The sequence below is a fragment of the Actinomadura rudentiformis genome, assembly GCF_008923185.1.
Taxonomy (GTDB): domain Bacteria; phylum Actinomycetota; class Actinomycetes; order Streptosporangiales; family Streptosporangiaceae; genus Spirillospora; species Spirillospora rudentiformis.
In genome coordinates, this window is sequence record NZ_WBMT01000008.1 from 39,370 (window position 1) to 63,652 (window position 24,283).

Genomic DNA, 24,283 nt, shown 5'->3' on the forward strand with positions numbered 1-24,283 from the left:
TCCCGTCCGACGAACCTGTTGGTCTCCGCCGGAAGGTTGTGTCGCCCGGGCTGCGTCCGCTGTGTCATGGACCCTCAACCGAGAGTGTGACACCGGCCGCACTACTCCGACCAGCAAGAGACCTGACCGCCTGCGGCCCCTAGAAGATTTCCCCCAGCACCCGCGGCGCCGTCCAGACCGCAGCGGCCCCTAGAGACCACGGCGCCCCTGAGGGGCGCGGCCGCTTCAAAGGCACGGCGGGCCCTATGGAGTGCGGCGCTTCAAGGGCGCGGTGGTCCCTTGGACGCTGCGGCTCTTAGGAGTGCGGCGGCTCCAAGGACGCTGCGGCTTCTCGTTTAGGAGGCGCGGCGGAGGGTGAGGAAGACGCGGTAGATCCCGTTCTCGTTGCCGCCGTCGAACTTCATCGCGGGCAGGGTCACGAGCGCCGAGTTCTGCGTCTTGCTGTCGGCTAGGGCCTGGGTGAGCACGAGTGCCTGCGGCTCGCCGACCGGGTCGTCCGCGCCGATCGAGGCGACGAACGCGGCGATGCTGGACAACGCGCCCGCCACGACGGCGACGACCGGCAGGCCGATCGACTCGGCCAGCGCGGCGACCGTGGTGAGGATCTCGCCGATGTCGGCCACGATCTCGGCCAGGTCACCGAGGTCGTGCTCGAAGTGGGTGGCGGTCAGCAGCACGTCGGAGCTGATCGCCGCGGCGCCGGATGGGCCGAACAGGCGGAGCTTCTGCGAGCCGGTCGCCGGGTTACGGTCGCCGTCGTTGGCCTTGTAGACAGGGGTACGCAGAGAGCGGGCGGGCTCCCCCTCGTCCGCCTGGCGCTGCGTGATCATCGAGAAGACGGTGTACGGCTCGTCCCTGCCCAGAGGCTCGGGGTTGCTCTCGTCGTCGCAGATCATGTGCGAGAACTGCAGCTCGTAGGTGTGCGGCGGCGCGGCACTCGGCGCAGCGGGCGCCGTGGTGGCGGACGTGGTGCCGAGCCTGCCGGCGATGGCCTCCAGTTCACGGCGCGGAACGGTCGTCGACGCCGGCTTGAAGGCGTAGGTGCCGCCGAAGCGGGCCCGCTTCTTCTCGTCGGCCAGCTTGTCGGTCGCCTGGACCAGCCGTTCGGCCACGCGCTTGGCGTCGGGCACCCGGTCGAGCGCCTTCCAGACCGCGTTGTCGACGTCGTTGCGCTGTGCGGTCGGCACGCTGGCGGCGTAGCGCCGCAGGAGGTGGAGCGTGACGCCGGCGAACTCGGCGCGCGCTGCCCCCGTGGCGCCGGTTTCGATGTTGCTCATGCTGAACCTTTCGGCTCGTCGGGCACCCCCCGTGGGGCCCGATGACAAGCCAGAACGCTACGAACGGCGATGTTCCCGGCGCATGTGCCGAATGATGTAGATGCCGGTGTATGTCGCGAATCAGTCCGGCCGCTTGTTCCTCGAGATGGAGGACGTCTACCGAGGAGTGATCTGGGCGGCCGGGGCGAGACGCATGGTCGGACTCGGTGTCGCACGCGTCTCGTTCGGCCCGATGCCGTGTCGCCAAGCGCTGGAGAGACTTAGGCCGGCGGCCAGCGCGGATGGCTGCCAGCTTGGAAGACCTGTGCGCGTGAATCATGCCGACGTGCGCCGCTCGTGTGCCTGACGCCCGACGCCTGATCGGCGCCCCGCGCGAGGGTTTGACCGCCTCGGGCCGACCATATAGCTTTGCAATCAAAGCTATTTGACTTGCAAAGCCAATGTGAGAGGGGTCATGATGCCGCACTTCACCGTGCGACTCGTTGAGGAGACTTTGGACGGCAAGGTGGAGGGGCGCCTCATCCGGGCACTGACCGATGCCGTGGTCGAGGTCGTCGGCGAATGGGCGCGCGAGCTCGTGGTCGTGGAGCTGTTCGGCATACCCCGGCAGCGGTGGGGTGTGGGCGGCGCGGCGCCCGCCGGGGATCCGCACCTCGTCACGCTGAACATGCGCGAGGGGGCGCTGGATGGATCACGGATCCCCGAGGCCCCGGCACGCCTGATCGCTTCCATCACGAACGCGGTCGCCGAGGTCTTCGGTGAGGGTGCGCGGGCGGGTGTGAACGTGATGTTGGTCGGGGTGCCGCCGGGCCGTTCCGGCGTGGGCGGCGAGGTGGCGTAGCAGTTCTCCGGCAGAGCTGAAGTATCCGGATTGAAAGCGCAGGTCTCCGGCCTGCGCTTTCGCGCGTCTGAGGTAGTGGGCGAAGGACAAGCTTGTTGGTGCCCCCAACATACTGATAATGTGGGTCATGCCAACGTTGGATGAGCCAATGGAGGCGTGGAGGAGGGGACATGTCCGTCACGCTCAACCCGCAGGTTCTCGGCCAGGCGGAGAATGCGCATCGGGCCCTGCTGGAGCACATCCTGACCCGTACGGGAGTCGCGATCGGCTATGCGGAGTGGATCACCGTCAAGGTCACCGCGGTCAGCGCTCCCGCCGCCCGCGATGAGATCGCCGCCAGAGTCTCCAGCGCCCTGAAGGTCGGTACCGCCGCCACGCTCGCGACGATCGCCACTCTCACCGACGCCGGGCTGCTGACGTCCCACGACGAACTCGTCCTCACCCCGGCGGGACGGGAACTGCACGACAAGGTCAGCGCAGCCATTGCCGAAACCCTCTCCGACGTCTACGGCGAGGTCTCAACGGAAGACCTGGCCACCGCTGGCCGCGTTCTGACGACCATCACCGCCCGCGTCAACGCCGCACTCGCCGCCTGAACCGTTCTCACCCCTCGTGAGAGCACGCAACCGGACGACGTCCCGCGTGACCTCCTGACGCGACGCCCCGCGTGACCTCCTGCGCGACGTCCCGCATGACGTCCTGCGCGACGTCCTGCGCGACGTCCTGCGCGACGTCCTGCGCGACGTCCCGCGCGACGTCCCGCGCGACGTCCCGCGCGACGTCCTGCGGGAGGTCCTGCGCAACGTTCAAGGGGACGCCCCTTGAGGTTCGCCCGGCACCGCCCGCCATCGCCTGGCACGATTCGCCCTCGCCCGAAGGAGCAAGACCATGATCAAGCCGTTCCGTATCGACGTCCCGCAGGCCGACCTCGACGACCTGGCTGACCGGCTCGCCCGGACTCGCTGGCCTGACGAGCTGTCCGACGCGGGCCGCGACTACGGCATCCCCCTGGCGCGCGTGAAAGAGCTCGCCGAGTACTGGCGTACCGGCTACGACTGGCGTGCCCACGAGGCCGAGCTGAACGAGCTTACGCAGTTCACCACCGAGATCGACGAGCAGACGATCCACTTCGTGCACGTCCGTTCGACCCGGCCGGACGCTCTAGCTCTGATCCTCGTTCACGGCTGGCCGGGCTCCTACCTTGAGTTCCTGGACGTGATTGAGCCGCTGTCACAGGACTTCCACCTGGTGATCCCGTCCATCCCGGGTTTCGGCTTCTCCGGGCCCACGCGCGTCCGTGGCTGGGACGTCAACCGGGTCGCCCGTGCCTTCGCCGAGCTGATGGACAGGCTCGGGTACGACCGGTACGGCGCGCAGGGCGGCGACTGGGGCTCGGGCATCGCCCAGGCGCTCGGCGCCATCGCTCCGGATCATGTGGTGGGCGTGCACGTCAACTACCTGCCCACCCCTCCGCCGCGGGTTCCGGGCGCAGAGGAGGGACTGTCCGACGACGACAAGGCACGCCTCGACAAGATCAAACAGCTCGTCGCCCAGCGTCCCGGCTACCAGGTGCTCCAGGCGACCAGGCCACAGACGATCTCCTACGCCCTGACCGACTCACCGGTGGCGCAACTGGCCTGGATTGTCGAAAGGTTCGACGAGTGGACCGATCCCGGCTCCGACATCGCGCTCGATCGCATCCTCACGAACGTGGCGCTGTACTGGCTGACGGGCACCGCTGGCTCATCCGCTCGTCTGACCAGGGAGAGCGGCTTCGGCGGACGGCTGACTTGCCCCGTTCCGATGGGAGTCGCCGTATTCGCGCACGACATCACCCGGTCGATCCGTTCGTTCGCCGAGCAGGTCTACGACATCACGCACTGGAGCGAGTTCGGTGACGGAGGTCATTTCGCCGCGATGGAGGTCCCCGACGCCTTCGCCGGAGACGTCCGGGAGTTCTTCAAAGGGCTCGGATGACGCCGCGGTCGGTCGGCTGCCCATAGCCAGTCGGGTGATCAGCAGCTAGTCGGGTGATCAGCAGCCAGTCTGGTTGACCCGCGGCCGGTCGGGCACCCCACTGCCAGTCGGGTGACCGTGGCCGGTCGGATGACCCATAGCCGATCAGGTGTGCTGCGGCTGGTCGGGGCGTCCCGCCATTCGGGTAGCCAGCTGGCTGGTCGGGTGCCCGCGGCCAGTCAGAGGGCCGTGGCCGGTCAGGTGTCCTGTGGCCGGTCAGGTGTGCTGCGGCTGGTCGGGGCGTCCCGCCATTCGGGTAGCCAGCTGGCTGGTCGGGTGCCCGCGGCCAGTCAGGGGACCCGTGGCCGGTCGAGTGTCCTGTGGCCGGTCGGGTGTTCTGCGGTCAGTCGGGCGACCCACTGCCAGTAGGGATGATCAGCGGCCGATTGGATGTCCCACTGCCGGTCGGGTGACCCGCGGCCCGGTCGGGTGACCCAGCCCCGCTAGGTGTTCCGTGGTCAGAGTGAAAAGCGCGCCTGGATGGTGGTGCCGTTCGGGCCCGTGTGAACGCGCAGCAGGTCGGCGATGTGGTTGACCATGAGCAGGCCGCGTCCGCCATTGCCGCTGAGACCCACGGGCTTGCGGCCGGCCAGCGGGTCGGTGAGATGTCCTGCGTCGCTGACCTGGCAGACCAGGGCGCTGTCGGCCCAGATCTCCAGCGTGCCGCGGCCACCGCCGTGCCGGACCGAGTTGGCGGCCAGCTCGTTGACGGCGATCTCCAGATCACCGACGGCCGCGGGAGTCAGGCCGGCGCGGACGGCGATGTCGGCGGCGGCCTCGCGCGCCTGGACGAGATTGTCGACGTCGAAGTCTAGGATCACGTGATACCGGGCGCCCGGTCCGGGCCCGGGGAGCGGACGGTTGTATGCCTGGATCACCGCGCCCGGGTCGTACGCAGTGCTGACGGTGGTCTTGGCGTTGTCGATGACGGTCGGGTGCGTCAGCGCGGCGTCGTCGAGCACACGCGGGTCGAGCTCGATCGCGTCGTACGGGCACAGGATCGTGACCGGCCGGCCGGTGAAGGCCAGGTTGATCAGCGCCTCGTGCTGGACGCACGCCGGGTACTCCGTGGCCGTCCGGCCGGCCCAGATCGGTTCCCCGATGATCCGTACGTGGCGGGCGTCCCGGTGCGAGTCGGCGAAGGCTCGCAGGACACCGGGGATGATGCGGCCGGGATTGCGGCCCGCCACCGTCATGTCGATCATCTTGACCTGTCCGGCAGCCGAGCCCAGTTCCCCGTGCAGCAACTCCAGGCGATGCCCCGGCACCGCCACGGCGACGGGCTGGCCGGCCATGAGGCCCTCTTCGATGAACGGCACCGTCCCGGCGATGTACTCGTCCGTCCCGCGATAGAACAACGCGGGATGGACGAAGGGTTCGGCGGTGTCAAGGGTTGCGCTCATGACTGAACCTTGATCTTGGGCACGCGCGAGTACAGCACGTCCATGATGCGCCGCATCGACACTGGTGGGTTTTCCAGGTGGATGTTCTTGCCTGCGGGGAGGCGCTGCGCGGCACTGACGAGGACGGCGACGCCACCGGAATCGCTGAAGACCACCTTCGAGAGATCCAGATGAACGTCGGTGCCGCGGGAGACCAACGGTGTCAGGTGCGACTCCAGGGTGTCGCGCGTGACCAGGCTGATCTCTCCCGCGATGATCAGGCCCACCCGTCCAGGCGTAGGAGAGCAGGTCAGGACGGCACGGCGTACGCGGCGGGGGATCCGCACAGGCACCGTGCCGGCGGTGTCGTCGACCGCCCTACGTTCCGAACGTGACATCCCACCTCTCCCTCCCCTGGCCCGCCGTGGTCAAACGTGTGATCGCCACCCTCGGCGAGCTCGACGGGAAATATCACCGGGCATGCTCAGCGCGTGAGCAACAATTACCTCGGATGAATCGTGAAATTCAAAGTTCCCAAACCTTCTAAAGTGACCGCATCCGGCCGATGATCTGTGATGCCAACAGGTATCGAATAACATCGAACACGAAAGAGGCCGGGCAATCGGTGATTGCCGACTCCTGGGCCATGAGCTCCCCCGCAGGTCATTAACGGACGATGAATTGCCCCGCTCCTGACAACCCCCGCTGTCTTTGCTCATCTGCCGAGAGGCGCGATTCAAATGCCGTGGAGTTGACTTGTACGTACCAGGTCACCTCGATCCGCATGCAGTGGAAGAAGTACAGATCAGTTCGCTGTCGACCGGCGGTTCGCCGCGGCTCGCCGGCGAGGATCTCGCGCACGTGCAGACCCTGGTCGCCTCCCAGGCGCAGCTTCCACCGATCATCGTGCACCGCCCCACCATGCGCGTCGTGGACGGCATGCACCGCCTCCTTGCCGCGAAGCTCCAGGGACATCAGAAGATCGCAGTCAGATTCTTCGACGGCCCGGAGGAGGACGCCTTCGTCCTGGCGGTGAAATCGAACATCGCGCATGGTCTCCCGCTCTCCCTGGCGGACCGCAAGCACGCCGCCGAACGCGTGATCGTCTCGCACCCCCAGTGGTCCGACCGCATGATCGCCTCGGTCACCGGCATCTCGGCGCGCACGGTCGCCGAGATACGCAAGACCGCCGCCCCCGCATCCACGTCCGGCCGGATCGGGCTGGACGGCCGCATTCGTTCGACCGACGTGACCGAGGGGCGGCGGCTCGCCCAGGAGCTCATCACCAAGGACCCCGCCCTCTCGCTACGCCAGGTGGCCCAGGCGGCAGGCATCTCTCCGGAGACGGTCCGGGACGTAAAGAAACGGCTGTCGCGCGGCGAGGACCCGTTGCCCCGGCGTTCGAAGCAGCTCGGCACCCAGCTGACTCAGCGCCCCAGAAGTCCGGCGCCCCCGTCCGCGGCTGTTTTGGAACGTTTGAGGGCCGACCCGGCCCTGCGCTTCAACGAGAACGGCCGTGACCTTCTGCGGCTCCTGAACGCCCACACGCTCCGGGCAGAGGACTGGAACAAGCTGGCCGAAAGCGTCCCCCCGCACTCCGTGGAATCAGTCGCCCGCCTGGCCCGCGACACTGCGCGTAAATGGCTGGAGTTCGCCTCGCTGATCGAACGCAACAACCTCAAACGCTGAAGCCGGCTCGGCGGAACGTCCAAGTGTCCAAACCCTTCAGTTGGACGCAAACCGCCAACCGAGAGCCCGCCGCGACCATCGCGGCGGGCTAGGCCATTGGTACCCCCCGTCGGATTTGAACCGACACCTAGTCCCTTTTAAGGGGACCGCCTCTGCCGATTGGGCTAAGGGGGCTTGATAAGCCAATGATAAACCACATGGTCCGTTCTGGAATAACCATTTAGCCGCCCAGTCGATGGCCGGAAAGGGGCAGGCCACGAGGCTCACGAGGTGTTGTTGGACAATGCCCGCTCATGAAAGAATCCAGGGAGCATTGTCATCACTCTGGGTCGCCTATGGAGGGCGGAGCGGCATCCTACGGACGCGGCGGACCCGGAGCCCGAGGGAAGGGGCCCGCACAGCCGATCACCGCGTGAATCGGTAGGCGTCTCCGGCCGGGCCGGAAGGTGCATCCCGTGCCGCCGAACGTGTCCACACTGATCGTTCGGCATGCCGTCCTGTACGGGCCTGGGCTTGTGACCTGCACGTCGTTCGTCTGCAAGAGCGTTCTCCCCAGCGATCTGTCCGCCCCCTGGACAGGCGGTGTACCTGTAAGAGCCGCTGGCCACGTCCGCTGATACATCCCGGCGGTGATTCGCAGGTGGGATCGTGGCCAGATTGCCAATTTGGGACAAGCCGAATCTGCCTGTTCAGTTGACAAGCGCCGGGTGGAGATCGCCACTCGCACTGCGGCGGAGTCGCAGGTCAAGGGCGTGAGCACCACTGGGGCATGAGGTCGATGGCCCGGGCGATGTCGCCGACGTTCTCCGTCCGGATCCCGGCGACACGGATGCCGCGTCACAGATCACATGGCGCTCTGATCCGGTCCTCCACCACGTAAGTGGATCGTAAGATCCACTAGATGATCTTGGCGATACGGTCGCTGGAAATCCACCAGGGAAGAACGGGAGATATTCGGTGACCATCGTCAGGAAGTGCCTCGCCATCGCCGGCCTTGCCGTCGCCATTACCGGCGCGGCGCAAGGGAGTGCGTTCGGTGCGGCCGCGGCCGGAACAGTCACATCGCCATCGGGCAATGCCACCTGCACCATCACCGAGTCGACGGTGGTAAGGAATCAGGCCTTCAACGTCAAGTGCTCGGGAACGACCGTCCCGAAGGAATACATCGCGGTCCAGCTGACCTGCAACAACGGCGCTTTCTACAGCGATAATTTCGGCACCCTCAACAACTCCACGAGAAGCAAAGAGTACGTCACCTGCGGCAGGCAGGGATTCAAGGACTTCGAGGTCCTGTTCCGGTACAACAACGGCAACGGCTGATCGCTCCCCCTCGGCCGGAAAATCAGCCGGGGTCCATCTCTCTCAGGAGATGGGCCCCGGTTTCTCGGTCCGGCTCAGTGGCAGTACTCGACCCGGTTCCGCAATCCATGGTCGCATCACACTGGCCGACGGGTTGCATGGCCACGGTCATTCAGCCAGCGGGCGCGGTTGCAATGCCGACGACGGTGTCGTGCAGGGTCCGGGCGCCGCGATGCACGGCGTTGGCACTCTCCTACCAGGCCCGCAGCCCGGGATACTTCACTCGATGGCGAACCCCGCGGCCACCGCCGCTGTGACCACGACCCGCTCCGGGGCGAAGTCCTTGTCCACGCCGTGGTCGAGTACGGCACCGTGGCTGTAGATCTTCAGCCGTTCGGGATCCACGTCCTCGATGTGCAGCACCTTGCCCAGCTTGACCCCGGCTGCCACGGAATGAGGCTCGGCCCTGGCCCGCACCGCCGCGACCGCAACCCGACGGGCGTTCGCCCGGAGTGCGGGCTCGGCGCGGCATGGCGGAGGTATTAGCTGCGTCTGTACGCGATGGCCAGCCGCGGTGGGCGGTGGGCGGTGGGCGGTGGGCAGTACGGCGTGTACGGGGCTACGCCCTCGGGGTTACGCCCACGGCACGCTCCCACCCGGCGTCGATTTCTTTCTGTTATCGACCGAGCAATTCCGAAGATTGGCTGAAATTATGCCGGGGTTGACTTGCCACAGCCAAAGGGCGCCGTCGCGTCCGCCGCTGGCGAGGGTTCGTCCATCCGGGCTGAACGCTGCCGCGTAGGCGGTGTGCGTGTGGCCGGTGAAGATCTCTCCGGGGTGCTGGGAGTGAAGAGGCCAGAGTCGCACGGTGGTGTCGCGGCTGCTGCTGGCCAGCAGATGCCCATTGGGGCTGAATTCCAGGGAGAGGATTTCGCTTGTGTGACCCTTCAGGGCGGCAGTGGGCCGGCGTTGGTCGAGCTGCCAGAGCCGGATGGCGCGATCGTCGCTCCCGCTCGCGGCCACGGTGTTCCCGTCCGGGCTGATGGCCACGCAGGTGACCGGGCCGGTGTGGCCGTGGAGCGTTGTGATGTTCTGTCGCGTCCGGGTGTCCCAGAGACTGAGGGTGTGGTCGTCACCGGCTGCGGCGCTGACCACGGTATGTCCGTCCCGGCTGAACGCCAGGCACGTGACCGGGCCGGTGTGGCCGCTGAACGTCATGGTGGCGCGGCCGGAGCGGACGTCCGACAGGTGAACCTTGGCGTCGTAACCCCCGGTGGCGACGGTCCGGCCATCTCGGCTGATCGCTGCACAGGTGATGTCGTCGGTGTAGCCGCCGAACGTCGTGGTGTTCTCGCCTGTCTGCGTATCCCAGAGACGGAGGGTGCGGTCGTCACCGGCTCCGGCACTGACCAGCGTTCGTCCGTCAGGGCTGAACGCCAGGAAGATGATCGCGCTGGTGTGCCCGTTGAGCGTCATGAGGGTGCGGCCAGTGTGGACCTCCCATAGGCGGACTTGTGCGTCGAAGCCGCCGCTTGCCAGCGTGCGTCCGTCCCGGCTGAACGCCACGCAGGTGATGCCGCTGGTGAGGTTTGCGAAGGGTGAAGGCGATTGCCTGCGGTGGCGAGGCTGGTAACGGTCATGGCCGCTGGTGGAGTGAAGCCTCGAGGTGACGACGGACGCGGTGGCAGGGCGGTCGTCGGGCGCCTTGGCCATGAGTTCGGTGATCAGACGGTCCAACCAGGTGGGGCAATCGGCGCGCAGGGTCTGCGGGGCGGGAGGGCTCTGTTGAAGGTGCTGATACATGATCGCGGCCGCACACGTGTCCGCGCGGAACGGCGGTACGCCGGTGACCAGTGCGTAGAGCACGCAGCCGAAGGCATAAAGGTCTGTGCGGCGATCTGTTGGATGGCCCTTGAACTGTTCTGGGGCCATGTAAAGCGGAGTGCCTCCGGCGAAACCATCGGTCTGCGTGATCTTGGTGGCGTCCGCGAGGTGAGCCATACCGAAGTCGCAGATCTTCACTCGGCCGTCTTGGAGGAGAAACAGGTTCCCGGGTTTGATATCGCGGTGCACGATTCCGGCCGCGTGAGCCGCGGTCAGGGCATCGCTGATCTGCACGGCCAGCGCCAGCACTTGTTCGATGGGGAGCCCATGAGGGTGCTCGTCAAGCACTTGACGCAGGTCGGAGCCTTTCAGGAGCTCCATGACCAGGAATACGCGCCGCTCGAATTCATCGATATCGAAAACCGCGGTGACCCCGGGATGCTGGAGCCCAGCCGTGATCTCCGCTTCACGGCGGAATCGTGTCATCGCCACCGGATTGGCGTGGTGATGTTCGTGCAGGAATTTCACCGCAACAGGCCGCTTGAGTCGCAGGTCGACGGCTTCCCAGATCTCTGCTGCGCCTCCATGTCCAAGGTGCTTGACCAGTCGATAACGACGGGCAAGCAGTAGTCCTGGTTCCATTGATCAGCGACTCCACGGCCCGAGACGTAGAACTATGAGTAGTCAACTTGTTGTCCAGCCATCATGCCCGCAAGGGTGTGCATCTGCAAGGTGTTTGGAACATGCATATGCACGTGCATGCCTCCATTGTTGCCGTGGATCAAGGGCCATGTGTCCCACTTGATCCCAAACCGCACAGCATCCTTCTAAACCTCCAGCGTGTCGGCCCCAAGGGTTGCCACAAGTTATAAGTTGAATCGACAACCATCGAGTGGTTGGGCCTATTAGGGCTGTCTCTTATGAGGTTTAACGTTCACCATTAGCTGAGAACTAGCCAGTAATAAGCGTCCCTCGCGGCGATCTTTCTTTGGGCCAGGATCGCCCCGTCAGGGGAATGTCGTCGCCCCCGCGCCGTCGCAACCGATCCAGCGGCAAAGCGTCAGCGCTGGCTAGGTGAGGTCTGGTTGAGGAGTATCGCCAGCCGAACGCAGGCATCGCGGGCCTCATCGTTTGGGCGGTCGATGAGTGTCATCGCGGAACGCAGTGGCCAGAGTGAGCCAACCAAGGAAGAACCCGACTCGCCGTCCGCGCCGCTCGCAGTCCGCCGCTCACCGTCCGCGGCCCGCGCCGCTCGCCGTCCGGCGCGGCCCCAGAACACCTGCGGGTTTGGTGCGTTCATCACGCGTAGGCGCAGCTCGAACGTGTGCGGCTGCAATGCAGGCCCAGATCGGGCACGTGTTGATCGGTGTAGGGAGCAAGGCGTGTGACCAGGCGGCGGTCAGTGGTCAGTCGTTTCGTGTGGGCAGGTTGCTCGAACCCGCCCCGCGCGGCCTGTGCTGAACCCTTGGCTGCGTCACCCTTGCCTGCCATATTTGCGACCCGAGCCGTGTTCGGGGGTGTGCGATAGTGAGCGGTGTGAGGTTTTCTTTCGAGGGATTCCTCCTCGATGAGACCACATTCGAACTCCTGCGCAACGGGCGGCCCGTGCCATTGGAGCCCCAGGTCTTCGATGTTTTGGTCTATCTGGTCCGGCACCGTGATCGGGTGGTGCCGAAGGAAGAGCTCCTTGATCAGGTATGGGGCGACCGTTTCGTGAGTGAGTCGGCGCTGACCACCCGGATCAAACACGTCCGCCGGGCACTCGGGGACGATGGCCGAAGCCAGCGATTCGTCCGGACCGTGCACGGCCGAGGCTACCGCTTCACCGCTGCCGTCACGCCTGCCGAGGCCGCCGAGGCCGCGGCCGCGGTCACGCTCGCCGAGGACCCGGTGGGCGATGGTGGTCGTCCGCACGTGGAGGACGTACCCGCGTCGAGGTCGGTGCCGCACAACCTGCCGGCCGAGCGCACGCCGCTGTTCGGCCGTGCGGAGAGGATCGCCGCGCTGTCTGCGCTCGTGGCGCGCTGGCGCTTGGTCTCACTGTTGGGGATCGGCGGCGCGGGCAAGACGAGGCTGGCCTGTGCCACCGGGCGCTTGGCGCTCGACCACTTCCCCGACGGCGTGTGGTTCGTCGATCTCGTTCCCGCCAGCGACGAGCACACGGTCGAGACGACCATCGCCCGTGCCGCGGGCTTGGCTCTGGGCGCCGGGGATCCCCGGCGACAGCTGGCCCGGCTCGTGGCGAACCGCGCGGCGCTGTTCGTCCTCGACAACTGCGAGCACGTGCGCGACGAGGTGGCGGCCACGGTCGATCATCTGCTCGAGCACACCGCCCGCCCGCACTTCTTGGTGACCAGCAGGGAACCCCTCAATGTGCTGGACGAGCGTCGTGTTCACGTCGAGCCACTGGACTCTGGCGCAGTGTCAGCGCCCGCGGTCGAGTTGTTCCGCTCGGCCGCCGAACGGTTCGGGGCGGCGCTGCACGACCGTGATCTACCGGTCGCTCAGCGGATCTGCCGCGACCTCGACGGATTGCCCCTGGCCATCGAGCTCGCCGCTGCCCAGCTGCGCGTGCTGCACCCCGCCGAGGTCGCCGAACGCCTCGACCAGCGCTTCGAGCTGCTCCAGACGCGCCGCCCTCCCGGACACGACCGGCATGCCAGCCTCACCTCGGTCCTTGAAGGAACCTGGGCCATGCTCGACGGGGGAGAGCGGGAACTGCTCGGACAGCTGGCGGCTTTTCCCGGGCCGTTCGACCTCATCGACGTCGAACAGTTGTGCCCCGAGCTCCCCGCGGGCGTGGCCGCGCGGACGTTGACGCAGCTGATCGATCGATCGCTGGTCGTGGCCGCCTCATCCGACGGCGGACGGCTCCGCCTCCTGGAGACGGTCAGGCTGTTCGCCCGGCGCGAGACCGACTCCCATCGGCATTCGGCCCGGCACGCCCAGTGGTGCCTCGACCGGATCGGCCGTTCTCTGCACGTTCACCTCTTCGACTTCGAAGTCGCCGAGTGGTGCGCCCGGCACTACGACGACGTGCGAGCCGGGGTCCGTCATCTGCTGGACGACGACCGGCGTGAGGAAGCGGCGCTGCTGCTGTGTGGCACCGGGCTGGTGATGCACTGCGACTCCGGCGCCCGCGCCGCCGACGTTCTGCCCGTCATCGACGAACTACTCGAGCGCATCGACGACCCGGCGCTTACCGCCCGGCTCCACCTCACGGGCGTGTTCGCAGGCATGGCCACCCGCGCCCCCGAACTGATCGCGGCCCACGGCGCGGCCGCGGTGCGCGCCGCGAGATCGTGTGGAGACCCGAGCCTGCTGGCCGTGGCCCTCGTCCATCACTCGTGGTCGGTGGTGTTCACCGATCCCGGTCGGGCCGTGGAGATGACCGAGGAAGCCGGCGCACTTGCCGCGCAGGCGGAGGACGTCCCCGCCCAGAACCTGGCCGCCTCCTACCGCGCCTTCCACCTTGCTTGGATGCGGCGCTTCGACGAGGCGATCGAGCAGGCCGGGGCGGTCATCGGCGACACGCCGTACCGGGGAGGGCCACGGCAGGAGGTCTTCGTGGCCATCACCGGCTTGGTGGCCTGCCAGGTGGTCCACCGTCCGGCGCTCTGCGCGCCGTGGTTCGACCTGCTGCTGTCGTTGCCGTCCCGGGACGAACCGATGTGGGCCAACCAGGTACTCGGCGCCGCGGTCCTGGCCTCCTGCGGAGACCGCGCCGGCGCGGCGGCGCTCACCGACGCCGTGCACACCCGGCTGTCCCAGGCAGGTCAAGACAGCCTGCCCGACCTTCTCGTGCCGGCAGCCGTTCTCGCCCACCGGGTCGGCGACGACGAGCGGGCGGCACGGTGGGTCAGGGCCGTACGGGACTCCCCGCGTTCGACACAAAGTTTCCAGGTCACCTGTGCCTACCGCCGCATCCGCGAGGTCGTCGGCGTCAGCGCGGAACCCCCGCTGGCGACCAGGACGCTGGAGGAGATCGGTGCCGAGGCCCGCGCGTGGATGCGCTCGGCCGCAACCGACTGATTCCAGCGACCGACTGATTCCCGAACCGGCTCGGGACCTCCCCCTCGGCGGTACCGCCAAGCCGCAGACGGCCCAAGACCGCAGACGGACGGCCCAAACCGCGGACGGAGCGGAGCCGCAGACGGAGCAAAGCCGCGCGGATGGCGCAATGCCACGGACGGCCTAAAGCCGCGGATGGCGCAACGCCGTGCGGACGGCCTAAGCCACGGACGGCGCAGAGCCGCAGATGGCGCAGAGCCGCGGAAGGCGCAACGCCACGGACGGACCAGAACCGCGCGGGCGCCGCACAACCGCGGACGGCGCAACGCCACGGACGGTGCAAATCCACGGACGGACCAGAACCGCGCGGGCGCCGCACAACCGCGGACGGCGCAACGCCACGGACGGTGCAAATCCACGGACGGCGCAAATCCACGCGGACGGCCCAAAGCCGCAGATGGCACAGAGCCGCAGATGGCGCAAATCCACGCGGACGGCGCAACGCCGCGGACGAACCAGAGCCGCAGATGGCGCAGAGCCGCGGACGGTGCAAACCCACGGACGGCGCAAATCCACGCGGACGGCCTAAAGCCGCGGATGGCGCAACGCTGCGGGTGCAACGCTGCGGACGGCGCAACACTGCGGATGGCGCAACGCTGCGGGCGGCCTAAAGCCGCAGATGGCGCAGAGCCGCAGATGGCGCAGAGCCGCAGATGGCGCAGAGCCGCAGATGGCGCAGAGCCGCAGACGGCCCAACCGCAGACGATGCAGAGCTGCGCGGGCGACCTAAAGCGGCGGGCGGTGCGGGGCGGCGGGCGGTTCATGCGGCCTGCCTTCTGGATAGGCGGCGGACGAGGTGGGCGCACAGGTCGTGGGCGTCGGGGCCGACGCCGTCGATGAAGCTGGATTTGCGGCGGCGCAGGAACGGCAAACCGAGCACGTACATACCGGGCGCCTCGACCACACCACCGTCATGGCGGATACGTCCGCGGCGGTCGAACACCGAGGCGTCCAGCCGCGGGTAGCGAGGGCGATATCCGGTCGCCCACACAACGGTCGAGAAACGCGACAGCTCGATCTCGGTCGGTGCCGGCGCGATCCTCGTCGGCTCCGGCCGGTCGGGGGCGCCGACCTCCTCTTTGAAACCGTACGCCGCGACGTGCTCGTCGATGCGGTCGAGGAGCCGGTGCAGCTTGAGGTCGGCGCTCGCCACCAGGTTGGCCAGCGAGCCCGAGAACTGCGCCCGCCCTCGCGACACGCCCACCAGGCGACCCGTTACCTGGACACCGGCGGCGGCCAGCGCGTTCAGGTCGAGGGTACGGCGCTCGATCGTTCCCACCAGCTGGAGCGACGGCAGCCGCCGCGCACGGGAGAGGTCGTCGACCTGGTCGTAGCGCTCGTCGAGCTGGCCGATGGCGTCCATCCACCAGTGGATGTCACGGCCTCGGTAGGTGCGGGGGAGGCGGATGTGCTCACCGGCCGCGATCGTGACCGCGCGGCCGGCGCGCCGCAGCTCGTCGGCGATCTGAACGCCCGAGGCGGACGCGCCGACCACCAGGACCCCGCCCGCGCCCAGCTGATCCGGATTGCGGTATTCCAGCGTCGTGATCTGCCGGATCGCCGCCGGTAGCGCGGCGCTGACGGCGGGGACGTGCGGGGCACCGGCCGCGCCAGTGGCCAGCACGACCGACCGGCACCGCCAGGGTCCCTGGTCGGTCTCGACCAGGGACCCGTCCGGAGTGGGCAGCACCGCGGTCACTGTGGTGTGAGCGCGGACGGGCGCCGCGAACGATCGTCCGTAGGACTCCAGAAAGCCCGCGGTCTCGGCTGCGGACATGTAGCCGTCCGGGTCGTCCCCGTCATACCGGTGACCCGGCAGGCGACTCATCCAGTTGGGTGTGAGGAGCCGGAGCGAATCCCAGCGTTCGGTGCGCCAGGCGTGCGCGACGGTCCCGCGCTCAAGGACGACATGTTCCACCGAACGATCGGTCAGGCACCGGCTCATCGCCAGACCGGCCTGACCCGCGCCGATGATGACGACAGGGATCTCCACTGGATCAGGCGACCTCGACTGTCACCGCGGTGGGGTTGGTGACGATGTCGAACACGGCTGAGCGCTTCTGGGATTGGGCGACGATGGCCTCGATGTCGGACGGGGGCGCGTCGGCGTCGATCTCGTAGGCCACGTGGATGCCGGTGAATCCGTTGCGCACGTCGGCGTCGATCCCGAGGATGCCCTGCAGGTCCATGTCGCCGCTCACGGACGCCTTGACCGAGTGCAACCGTACGCCTCGGCGGGCGGCGACCGTTGCGACGCCGGCGGTGAGGCAACCGGCGAGGGCGACCAGGAGGATCTCCACCGGGGTGGCCCCGTTGTCCTGTGAGGCGAAGACCTCCGGATGGTCGCCGTCGAAGACGAACGGGGCGCGGTGCGTGTGCTCCTCACCGAGGCCGGCGAATCCGTGCACCGTGGTGCGGCTGTGGGTGCCGTTCACCCACTGGCACTGGGCCCGCCATTGGAAACGGGCGGCCTCAGGAGCGGCGGTGAGCGCCTGACGAGCGTCCAGCAATGCCTGGACGTTGACGCCGTTGCCGACATCCTGCGTTCCGATTGTGTTCATCGATCTCTCTCCTTCGCATCGCGTGATCCGTCCGTTGGCTCGGTACGGGGACCACGTCACGACCATCGGGCACGCCGACGCCGCGAACTTGGAGACCGTGTGACGAGGGCGTGGAGATTCGCTCCAGGAGATCTCCACGTCGTCTTCAGGACATCGGCGCCGGGCCGACGGACTCTGCTGCCCATGACAGACACGATCGACACAGCCACCGTCGCCCACCGGCCCGATCCCGACGCCTGGCGTGCCGCCGGGGATGCGTGGGGGCACCGGGCCGCCGACTGGGCGTGCTTGTTCGAGCACTATTCGTTCGAGGTGCTCACCGCGATGTTTCCGAAGGTCGGCGCCGGGTCCGGAGTGGAGTTGCTCGACATCGCCTGCGGAGCGGGCATGGCCGTCCAGCACGCACGGGCCGCCGGCGCGACCGTGTCGGGAATTGACGCCGCCGCGGCGCTGATCGAGGTGGCGCGGGCCCGTAATCCCGGCGCCGACCTGCGGGTGGGCTCCATGTTCGAGCTTCCCTGGGAGAACGGGAGCTTCGACGCCGCGATCTCCGTCAACGGGATCTGGGGCGGCTGCGAGCCGGCTCTGGCCGAGGCCCTGCGGGTGTTGCGGCCGGGCGGGCTGCTCGGCATCAGCTTCTGGGGCGTCGGCCCTCCCCTCGACCTGCGGCCATGCTTCAAGGTCCTCGCCGGTCACGCTCCCAACGAGCACCTCACATCGATGAAGCGCCTCAACGACATCGCTTTCCCCGGCGTGGCCGAGGAGATGCTCGGCCACGCCGGGTTCGATGTCTTGGAGCAAGGACGGCGCGTCTCGACCATCGAGTGGCCCGACCCCGACATCGCCTGGCGGGCCCTGGCGAGCACCGGCCCCGCCGTACCCGCCCTGCGCCACGGGGACCCTGCCGCAGTCAGGCGGGACGTCCTCGCCGCCATCGAGCCCTGCCGCGACGAGAACGGCATCTACCGCTTCCGCAACGACCACCGCTTCGTAATAGCCCAAAAGCCACCGGCTCTTAGCGAGCAGGCCAACTCCGTCTAGAACGGCCTGCCGGGATTCGCCGGGGCTAGGTCAGCGGCACGAGGCGTTGCATCTCGTGCCGCTGACCTTCTGTGCCGCTGAACGGTTCTTCTCGAAGGAGACAGTCATTCGCCGTGGGTGCGCCACCAATCGGCTGCCGCGTCCACAGCGAGGCCGGTGATCCAAAGGTCGGCCGGATCGTCGGGCATCAGGCGTTCCCTCACCGCGTCCCGCATGGAATAGGAGAGTGTGGCGCCGGTCGTGGGAATGTCGTCGTCCAGGACCTCAGCGGGGAACCTGCAGATCTCGACGGCGTCCGCCACCCCGAGGCCCGCACGTTCAGCCAGGTTGTTAACGGTAGCGGCGGCATCGATCGTTGCGGGGCCGCGATCGGTCAGCAACTGGATGAGCCGGACGACGCGGTCGGCGTTGCCCCAGCAGGGAATGGGCGCCCGAGCCGCCTGCCAGCCGGGTGGCTCGATCGGGTCGAACGTTCCGCCGGGCGAGTACTCCACGGCCGTCGCGGTCCGGTCATGTCGCTGGTAGTTCAAGATCAGCAGGGCGCCGTTGGGGGTACGCCAGAGCTCCCCGGGCGCCGCCTTCTCCAGTTGCCTGTCGACCATCTGGCGTTCGGCGCTGGACTGCCCCTCGCCACCTGCCGGAGTGAGGCTCACTATGCGGCAGGCTCCCGTGCCGTCGCCGATCGGAGCGTTGGCCCAGAGGCGCAGGACGTCGAGGATGCCTTCGCGCAGTGTGTCAGAAGTCCACGGCAGGACGGCCGGGAGCGCGTAGCCCGCCAGGGTGCTCAGGTCGACGCCCACGTGACCGCCGAATGGCAGGGAGGCCGTCCGTACCAGGTAAGGCTTGTCGGTTGTGGGCTCGTCGGTTGTCGCCGACTCCAGCGCGCGTGCCACAAGCCGTTGGCGTACGAGCCACCTCGTTCGCGCCGTGGTGCGCGCGAAGGGAAGGCCGGAGGCCGGTGAGACCAGCGCGGGCAGTGCTGGAGGCTGGGGGCGGCCGATCCGGTCGCGCAGGTCGATGGCCAGGAGGAGACACTCGACGGCCGTACGGGCCGCTTCGAGGACGCCGTCGCGCAGAGCCGGCGCGGTCACCTCGGGCAGCACGGCCTCCAGCGCGTCGGTGGCCGCGCGCGGTCCGGTCAGCGTCGCCTCCAGCAGGCGCGTCGCACGTTCGCGGTCGAGACGTCGCAGCGCCGCCGACCCGTCCGGGTCCACCGGTTCCCGCCGCGGCCACCAGCCGGGCGGCGGCACGAGCCCGCCCTTCGTGCTCATGATGGGCGAGAAGAGCAGCCGGGCCGTCCGGGTCCCATCGGGGGCGGTGACTGTGATCGCACCGCGGCTCAACCGGATCTCGCTCGGCCCGGCGGCGCCCGGGAACGTCACCTCGGAGGCTCCTGGCGCCTCGGGCCGTGCGGTAGCGGTGTCGGGGTCCAGGGTCAACGCGACGGTCTGGCCCGTTCGTCCCTCGACCCGGAACGTCTGCCAGACGCCGTCCTGGATTCGTGACAGGAGGCCGGTCTTGCCGTCGTACCAGGGCAGCAACCCATCAGGCAGTCGGGGAAGCCTCACCGACAGGTCGCCGTCGCCGAGGACGGACGCGGAAGTGTTCCAGGACGACCGGTCCGTGATGGTGAGGTATCCGAGGTGCTGGACGATCGTCCGGCCTGATTTCGGAGACTTGTGCGGTGACCCATTGCCGGGCACTGCCAATTCGGCGGGAATGCCACCGCGCAGGGCCGCCAGCAGGGCGTCCACGGGGTCGGCAGGTTCGAGCCCCTCGGCGACGCCGGGCTCCAGGTCGAGGAAGCCGCCGCTGCTGAAGAGCCGCACCAACTGGTGCAAGGCGTTGTACATGAAGGGAAGGTCAGAGCGACCTGCGTCGGCCTTCCAGGCGTCGACGGCTTTGCTCAGCACCTCCCGGGTCTCCGGCAGGCCCCAGAGCGCTTTCACCGTGGCCGCGTAGTCGACGTTGCCGAAATACCCCAGGTCGCGGACGAACGCGTCCAGCAGACTGGCAAAACGCTCGCGTCCTTCTGGCCCGGATGCCACCTCCGCAGCCTGCTGCCCCGCGTCGAAGCCCGGACCCCACCAGCGGGGCGAGTCGGTGGTGATCTCCTTCCGGGGGATGATGTGCCGGTAGTCAGGAGGCGGAAGCGCCGGGTCCGTTTCCTCGCCGAACACCACTTCGCCCCGCGGGAACAGCCGACTCCCCGCCTGATCGACGAGTTTCAGCAGCACTGCGGCCGCGCAACCCCGTCCTGTGACGCCGAACCACTGCGCCGACAGGTGCGCCCCCGCCCCGCTCTCGGCCAAGGATTCCAGCCACATCTGCCGGATCTCCTCAGCGACCTCCTCGCCGCTCTCCTCCTCGTGCCGGATGCGGTCGGGTTCGGCGGCGATCAGCAGCTTCATCAGCTCCTCGTCGCGTCCGGCCACCGCGGCGAGCGGCTCACGGGCGGCCGCCCAAACCTGGTGGGACGCGATGGGCATGAGGCCGGCACGGAGCAGCCGCTCGGCCAGGAACGCCTCCTCGTCCCGCTTCTTGATCTTCGCGGCCCGAGCCAGCGTGCGCAGGTCAGGGAAGATCCGGGCGTACGGGATGAGCCCGGCATCGAACCCCGCGCAGATCACTTCACGGAACCGCCCGTGCGCCTCCTCACCTGGCAACTCCGCCGCGAGCGTCTTGGCATAGTCGCGCAGCGCGGCCGGCCCGACCCCACCCGCAGGCACCAGCTCAAGAAAGACGTCCTGCACCCGATCGAGGTCGAGCAGCGCGGGATGATCCTTTTCGACCTTGCGCGCCTGCCCGAACGCCCAGAACGCAAGCTCACTCTCCCCAGCCCGCACCAGCTCCCGGCAGGCCTGCTCGAAGAACGGCGCCAGCTCGGCGGCGGGCAACGGGGCCGCTGCCTTGGTCAGCATCTTCTTGGCGCCCTTAGGCCCGGCAGCGGCAAGGTCCGCCGGTGCCGGCAACTGCGGAAACTGAGTCATCCCGTGCCCCGTCCCTGATCTCCTGAAATGACCATGAAACCCTGCGACGGCCTACCCGAGCGATCGGTTCCGGCAGAGTGCAAACCGGGGCAATGCGGCCAGCCGTCGCAAACGATGCCGTCGCCGCACTGGCGGAGGGCAACGATTCGCGCGCCCCACCGACTCGATGCCGATCCGGTCGCCCGCGGACTCGGCGGCCGTTTCCGCGCCGCTGTCCCCGAACACCGCCCGCACTTACATACGTCAAGGGGTTCGCTGAGCACCATCACTGCCTGGCTGCCCGGCGGCAGTGCCCCTGGTCTTGCCACCCAGGCCGGTGCGGTGCCGGCGGATCACGCCGGTCACGTACTTCAGGGTCGAACGCGACAACGGCAGCGAAGCACGAACAACAGCATGCGAAGCCTCTAGGCGGAGGTGGAGGTTGTGGTGATCACCTCTCCTGCCAGGGGCTTCTCCACGTTCCAGGCCCGACATACCGCCCGCGATCACCACGTGACCCGCGGTCTCCTGACCACAACGCGAAAAAGGCTCACTGGACCGCAACCCAAACTGCAACCCGGTCCAGAGCTGTGAGGCACATGATCACTCGTCAACGGTCAGGACAGGGAGTGAGATCACAACTCAGTGTGGTCGACGGACTGAATCCGTCCGATGTTCCTCCTGGCTATGACCGGCGGGCCCGACGTCGTCGGTTCGACGCATGGGATACGGCCTCTCGCGCAGGAAACGACATGACCCCCCAATTCAATGTATTCATCGATCACGATTCGCTGGAGCCTCCGTTTGGGCGTCCCAGGGCGGGCAGGCCAGGCAAGTGACCGTTCAGCCACGCACGAGTAAATATACCAATCGTAAAGGAATCGTCTATCATGTCGGTGCGGATCATCTCAGTGACCTTGTTCGGGGAATGTAGCTCAATGCCACTGATACCCTCATCTGTTTGTGGTTGTCCCAGCTCGTCGATCTCAGCCACAAAGAGTTCCACCGAATCGACTGCCATCCCGCTATTGGTGCGAAATCTGCCCACGCTGACAAGGCTGCCGCTGTCCGCGCCAATTTCCTCGCGCAGTTCCTGACGGGCCAGATCGACCATGCTCATACCGGGTTCGCCGAACCCGCGTGGCGCCTCGAGTTGCCACGTCCGGGTTGCATGGCGGAAGTGACGCACCAGTACGATCTGTCCGTCGAGGATGGGAAGCACGACAGCACCGGCAGCGCCGCTCGCAGGCAGCGTTCGTACATATGTGCCAAGACGGCCGTCCGGACGGCGCACGGCGTCGCGGACGACGATCAAATAAGGATCTTCGTACACCACACCGGTGCTGCTCCACGCCGCCGGCAGACCTCTGGAGCTCAGGCGGGCTGCTTCTTCTGCTTCAGCCGAAGCCACCAGGGAAGGCTCGACAAGGATCGTAAATCCAGATTCGGCCGGATTGGCGAACAGCTCCGGCCATCGCTTACGCAGGGCGTCGTATCGCCTTCTCCGCCCTGACTCATTCATTGTCCTCGCTCTTTTCGGGCATGTCGAGATTGGCGTCCACCTCGGATCGACGGGCCTGTTCCAGCACGGGATAACCGGCCTGGCCCAATCCGCCTATCAGTCTCTTCCAATCCCGCTCGGTTCTGTCGAACCGGATTCGCATCAGGTCTACGCTCGTTCCGAGTTGAGTGTCGGCACGCCGCTGGTCCCGGCCGACCACGGCAAAGCGGACTACGGCGGTGGACGCTCGGGCAGCAACGGCTTGGGCCACTTCGCCGATCACCTCCACATATGGCTCCGTGTCGAAGACAACAGAAATGACCGCACCGATCGTCTCCACACTGACTCTGATGATCGGCTCCCACCGATCCACCGTATCTACACGCCGATCGCCAACAATCGAGCTGAGTGTAGTGGCGAGAGCAATGTATTTGTTGTAGACATCCTGTCCGAGATTCTCGAATTCCTCGGGCGAATTGATGAGCGATGTGAGGCTTGTTGTGTAGGCCGTCCACTCGTCGGACGTTCTTGCCTGTTGCACGTGGTGCAGGTCGAGCCCGGTAAGTCCGACGTCCAAGGCTCCCTGCATGAGGGCAAAAGCCTGCCTGCGCAGTAGCACATTGAGGAATTCCTCTTGTTCTGCGCCTGGAACTGGAGGGCGGCCTACACGGCCTTCCTGGAGGGCGGTGCGGTGAAGCGAATCGACCGGCGTCATCGGATAGCGATCAACGGCATCCGCAAGATTGCTATTGTATCGGAGGTCCGCAAGCTGCTTGATCTGACCGGCGAACTGCTTTGTCTTGTCGAAGCAGCCGTCTGCTGGCTTTGTCCCCTCGGCGACGACGAACTCTCGGTAAAATTCTTCTCGGGTCGATGCATTGTACACCGCCCAGGCAGAGACTTCCCGGAGTCGGCTCTTGAGTTGAGAAGCGCCCTCTTCGTCGAGTCCGAAATCCTGCATCAAACCCTCCTCTTCCAAATCCGCCATTGACATCAGGAAGCGACGGAAGGGGCGGTTGAGGTATTCGCGGGTATAGGCAGCGTTGTCGTCGTCGTTATCCCAGGACAGGCGGAGGCAACTGCTCCTGGTTTCGCCGGCAACACGCAGCCATGCCTGCCATCCCTCAGGCTGGGTCGTAAACTCCTGTTCCTCTATCGGACTGGTCTCGTTGTAGAGATAGGGGATGATCACAGACTGGTCGAGCAGATTTCGGAATGCTTCCTGCGGCCTGCCGTCACGGAGGAAGTCCTGGTAGACGACGGGATTGTTGTAGAAGAAGGCTCGGTTGACGATGACCTGCTGCGCGTTGAGAATGGACCGGAGATATTCATGGCGCGAGGCACTCCTGCGGCGGTCAACCACCTTGCGGTGATTGAGGGACCACCCCTGCTTAATCATTTTCGTCAGCAGCTCCCGTGGAACCCACTGGTTGTCGAGACACTGCGCCACCACGGCGATTGGCTCCAGATCGGAATTATCGATCTTCCGGAAGTCTCCACTCACCGTACCCACCATCGATCTCTTCTCCTCCTGCGTCAGACGCATTGACCACCACACTGTGGCCCGCGTCAGATCGGCGATTTAATCCATGTGGTTCTAGGTATCACGGCGATTCAATGGAGACAAGAGATTGCATCAAGTTGGTCTGGACCTTGGTTGTCCTGGTGTGATTGACGTGACTGCAGGCGGCCAATATGGTGAGTGTTTTTCGTCGTCGTGTGGCAGCCTGGATTCGCGGTGTTGAGCGATGCAGGACAGTTGACCGACTCGCCTACCAGGGCCTCGCCATGTTCGATGAACAACGCGTCCCG

Annotated in this window: 18 protein-coding genes and 1 tRNA gene; 7 read left to right on the forward strand and 12 right to left on the reverse strand. The window is 66.9% G+C overall.

Going from position 1 to position 24,283, the window contains the following annotated elements; genetic code table 11:
* Nucleotides 1-335 precede the first annotated feature (335 nt).
* Nucleotides 336-1,277: a hypothetical protein gene (locus F8566_RS17790; protein WP_151561381.1), complete on the reverse strand. Its 942-nt coding sequence runs from the start codon at nt 1,275-1,277 to the stop codon at nt 336-338.
* A 454-nt stretch (nt 1,278-1,731) separates the two neighbouring features.
* On the opposite strand from F8566_RS17790, the gene F8566_RS17795 reads away from it, so the two are divergent.
* Both F8566_RS17795 and F8566_RS17800 read left to right on the forward strand, forming a co-directional pair.
* Nucleotides 1,732-2,118 carry a tautomerase family protein gene (locus F8566_RS17795; RefSeq protein ID WP_225993286.1) on the forward strand — a complete coding sequence of 129 codons (387 nt, stop codon included), beginning with the start codon at nt 1,732-1,734 and terminating at the stop codon, nt 2,116-2,118.
* Between the two features lie 170 nt (nt 2,119-2,288).
* Entirely contained in the window at nt 2,289-2,714 is a 426-nt protein-coding gene (locus tag F8566_RS17800; protein WP_151561382.1) for a hypothetical protein, read from the forward strand.
* Between the two features lie 7 nt (nt 2,715-2,721).
* On the opposite strand, the gene F8566_RS49890 is transcribed toward F8566_RS17800, so the two are convergent.
* Nucleotides 2,722-2,928, reverse strand: a complete 207-nt coding sequence (locus tag F8566_RS49890) for a hypothetical protein (RefSeq protein ID WP_192809724.1) — start codon at nt 2,926-2,928, stop codon at nt 2,722-2,724.
* Nucleotides 2,929-3,006: 78 nt separating this feature from the next.
* Between F8566_RS49890 and F8566_RS17810 the strand changes: the two genes are divergently transcribed.
* The gene (locus F8566_RS17810) at nt 3,007-4,095 is read left to right on the forward strand and encodes an epoxide hydrolase family protein (RefSeq protein ID WP_151561384.1); all 1,089 of its coding nucleotides are present in this window, start codon (nt 3,007-3,009) and stop codon (nt 4,093-4,095) included.
* Nucleotides 4,096-4,592: 497 nt separating this feature from the next.
* On the opposite strand, the gene F8566_RS17815 is transcribed toward F8566_RS17810, so the two are convergent.
* Together F8566_RS17815 and F8566_RS17820 are read right to left on the reverse strand one after the other, a co-directional pair.
* Nucleotides 4,593-5,537, reverse strand: a complete 945-nt coding sequence (locus F8566_RS17815) for a sensor histidine kinase (protein WP_151561385.1) — start codon at nt 5,535-5,537, stop codon at nt 4,593-4,595.
* Nucleotides 5,534-5,803, reverse strand: coding sequence for an STAS domain-containing protein (locus F8566_RS17820; RefSeq protein WP_192809725.1), 270 nt, complete (start codon nt 5,801-5,803; stop codon nt 5,534-5,536). Before F8566_RS17820 ends, F8566_RS17815 begins: the two co-directional genes overlap by 4 nt.
* A 469-nt stretch (nt 5,804-6,272) precedes the next feature.
* Between F8566_RS17820 and F8566_RS17825 the strand changes: the two genes are divergently transcribed.
* A complete protein-coding gene (locus F8566_RS17825; protein WP_192809726.1) occupies nt 6,273-7,205 on the forward strand; it encodes a ParB/RepB/Spo0J family partition protein in 933 nt (310 codons plus the stop codon).
* A gap of 97 nt (nt 7,206-7,302) precedes the next feature.
* Here the strand turns inward: F8566_RS17825 and F8566_RS17830 are convergent.
* Nucleotides 7,303-7,379 (reverse strand) — tRNA-Leu (locus F8566_RS17830).
* 783 nt (nt 7,380-8,162) lie between these two features.
* On the opposite strand from F8566_RS17830, the gene F8566_RS17835 reads away from it, so the two are divergent.
* A complete protein-coding gene (locus F8566_RS17835; protein ID WP_151561387.1) occupies nt 8,163-8,525 on the forward strand; it encodes a hypothetical protein in 363 nt (120 codons plus the stop codon).
* 258 nt (nt 8,526-8,783) lie between these two features.
* On the opposite strand, the gene F8566_RS52975 is transcribed toward F8566_RS17835, so the two are convergent.
* A complete protein-coding gene (locus F8566_RS52975; RefSeq protein ID WP_404800318.1) occupies nt 8,784-9,107 on the reverse strand; it encodes an SIMPL domain-containing protein in 324 nt (107 codons plus the stop codon).
* A 30-nt stretch (nt 9,108-9,137) separates the two neighbouring features.
* The gene (locus F8566_RS17840) at nt 9,138-10,970 is read right to left on the reverse strand and encodes a WD40 repeat domain-containing serine/threonine protein kinase (RefSeq protein WP_151561388.1); all 1,833 of its coding nucleotides are present in this window, start codon (nt 10,968-10,970) and stop codon (nt 9,138-9,140) included.
* Between the two features lie 894 nt (nt 10,971-11,864).
* Here F8566_RS17840 and F8566_RS17845 point away from each other — a divergent pair.
* A complete protein-coding gene (locus F8566_RS17845) occupies nt 11,865-14,360 on the forward strand; it encodes an ATP-binding protein (protein WP_151561389.1) in 2,496 nt (831 codons plus the stop codon).
* Nucleotides 14,361-15,159: 799 nt separating this feature from the next.
* On the opposite strand, the gene F8566_RS17850 is transcribed toward F8566_RS17845, so the two are convergent.
* Nucleotides 15,160-16,392 (reverse strand): NAD(P)-binding domain-containing protein, encoded by a 1,233-nt coding sequence (locus F8566_RS17850; RefSeq protein ID WP_225993287.1) that lies wholly within the window; start codon nt 16,390-16,392, stop codon nt 15,160-15,162.
* Nucleotides 16,393-16,396: 4 nt separating this feature from the next.
* Complete coding sequence (locus F8566_RS17855; protein WP_151561390.1) at nt 16,397-16,960, reverse strand: OsmC family protein; 564 nt, start codon at nt 16,958-16,960, stop codon at nt 16,397-16,399.
* Between the two features lie 183 nt (nt 16,961-17,143).
* Here F8566_RS17855 and F8566_RS17860 point away from each other — a divergent pair, with 183 nt between their 5' ends.
* On the forward strand, nt 17,144-18,001 hold the full coding sequence (locus F8566_RS17860; RefSeq protein ID WP_151561391.1) for a class I SAM-dependent methyltransferase: 858 nt from the start codon (nt 17,144-17,146) through the stop codon (nt 17,999-18,001).
* A 104-nt stretch (nt 18,002-18,105) separates the two neighbouring features.
* On the opposite strand, the gene F8566_RS17865 is transcribed toward F8566_RS17860, so the two are convergent.
* The 3 genes from F8566_RS17865 to F8566_RS17875 all read right to left on the reverse strand — a co-directional run bounded on the left by F8566_RS17865 (nt 18,106) and on the right by F8566_RS17875 (nt 24,017).
* The gene (locus F8566_RS17865; protein ID WP_151561392.1) at nt 18,106-20,991 is read right to left on the reverse strand and encodes a hypothetical protein; all 2,886 of its coding nucleotides are present in this window, start codon (nt 20,989-20,991) and stop codon (nt 18,106-18,108) included.
* A gap of 760 nt (nt 20,992-21,751) precedes the next feature.
* Nucleotides 21,752-22,492, reverse strand: coding sequence for an NUDIX hydrolase (locus F8566_RS17870; RefSeq protein WP_151561393.1), 741 nt, complete (start codon nt 22,490-22,492; stop codon nt 21,752-21,754).
* Nucleotides 22,485-24,017 (reverse strand): hypothetical protein, encoded by a 1,533-nt coding sequence (locus F8566_RS17875; RefSeq protein ID WP_151561394.1) that lies wholly within the window; start codon nt 24,015-24,017, stop codon nt 22,485-22,487. The genes F8566_RS17870 and F8566_RS17875 overlap by 8 nt, the downstream gene beginning before the upstream one ends.
* Nucleotides 24,018-24,283 lie beyond the last annotated feature (266 nt).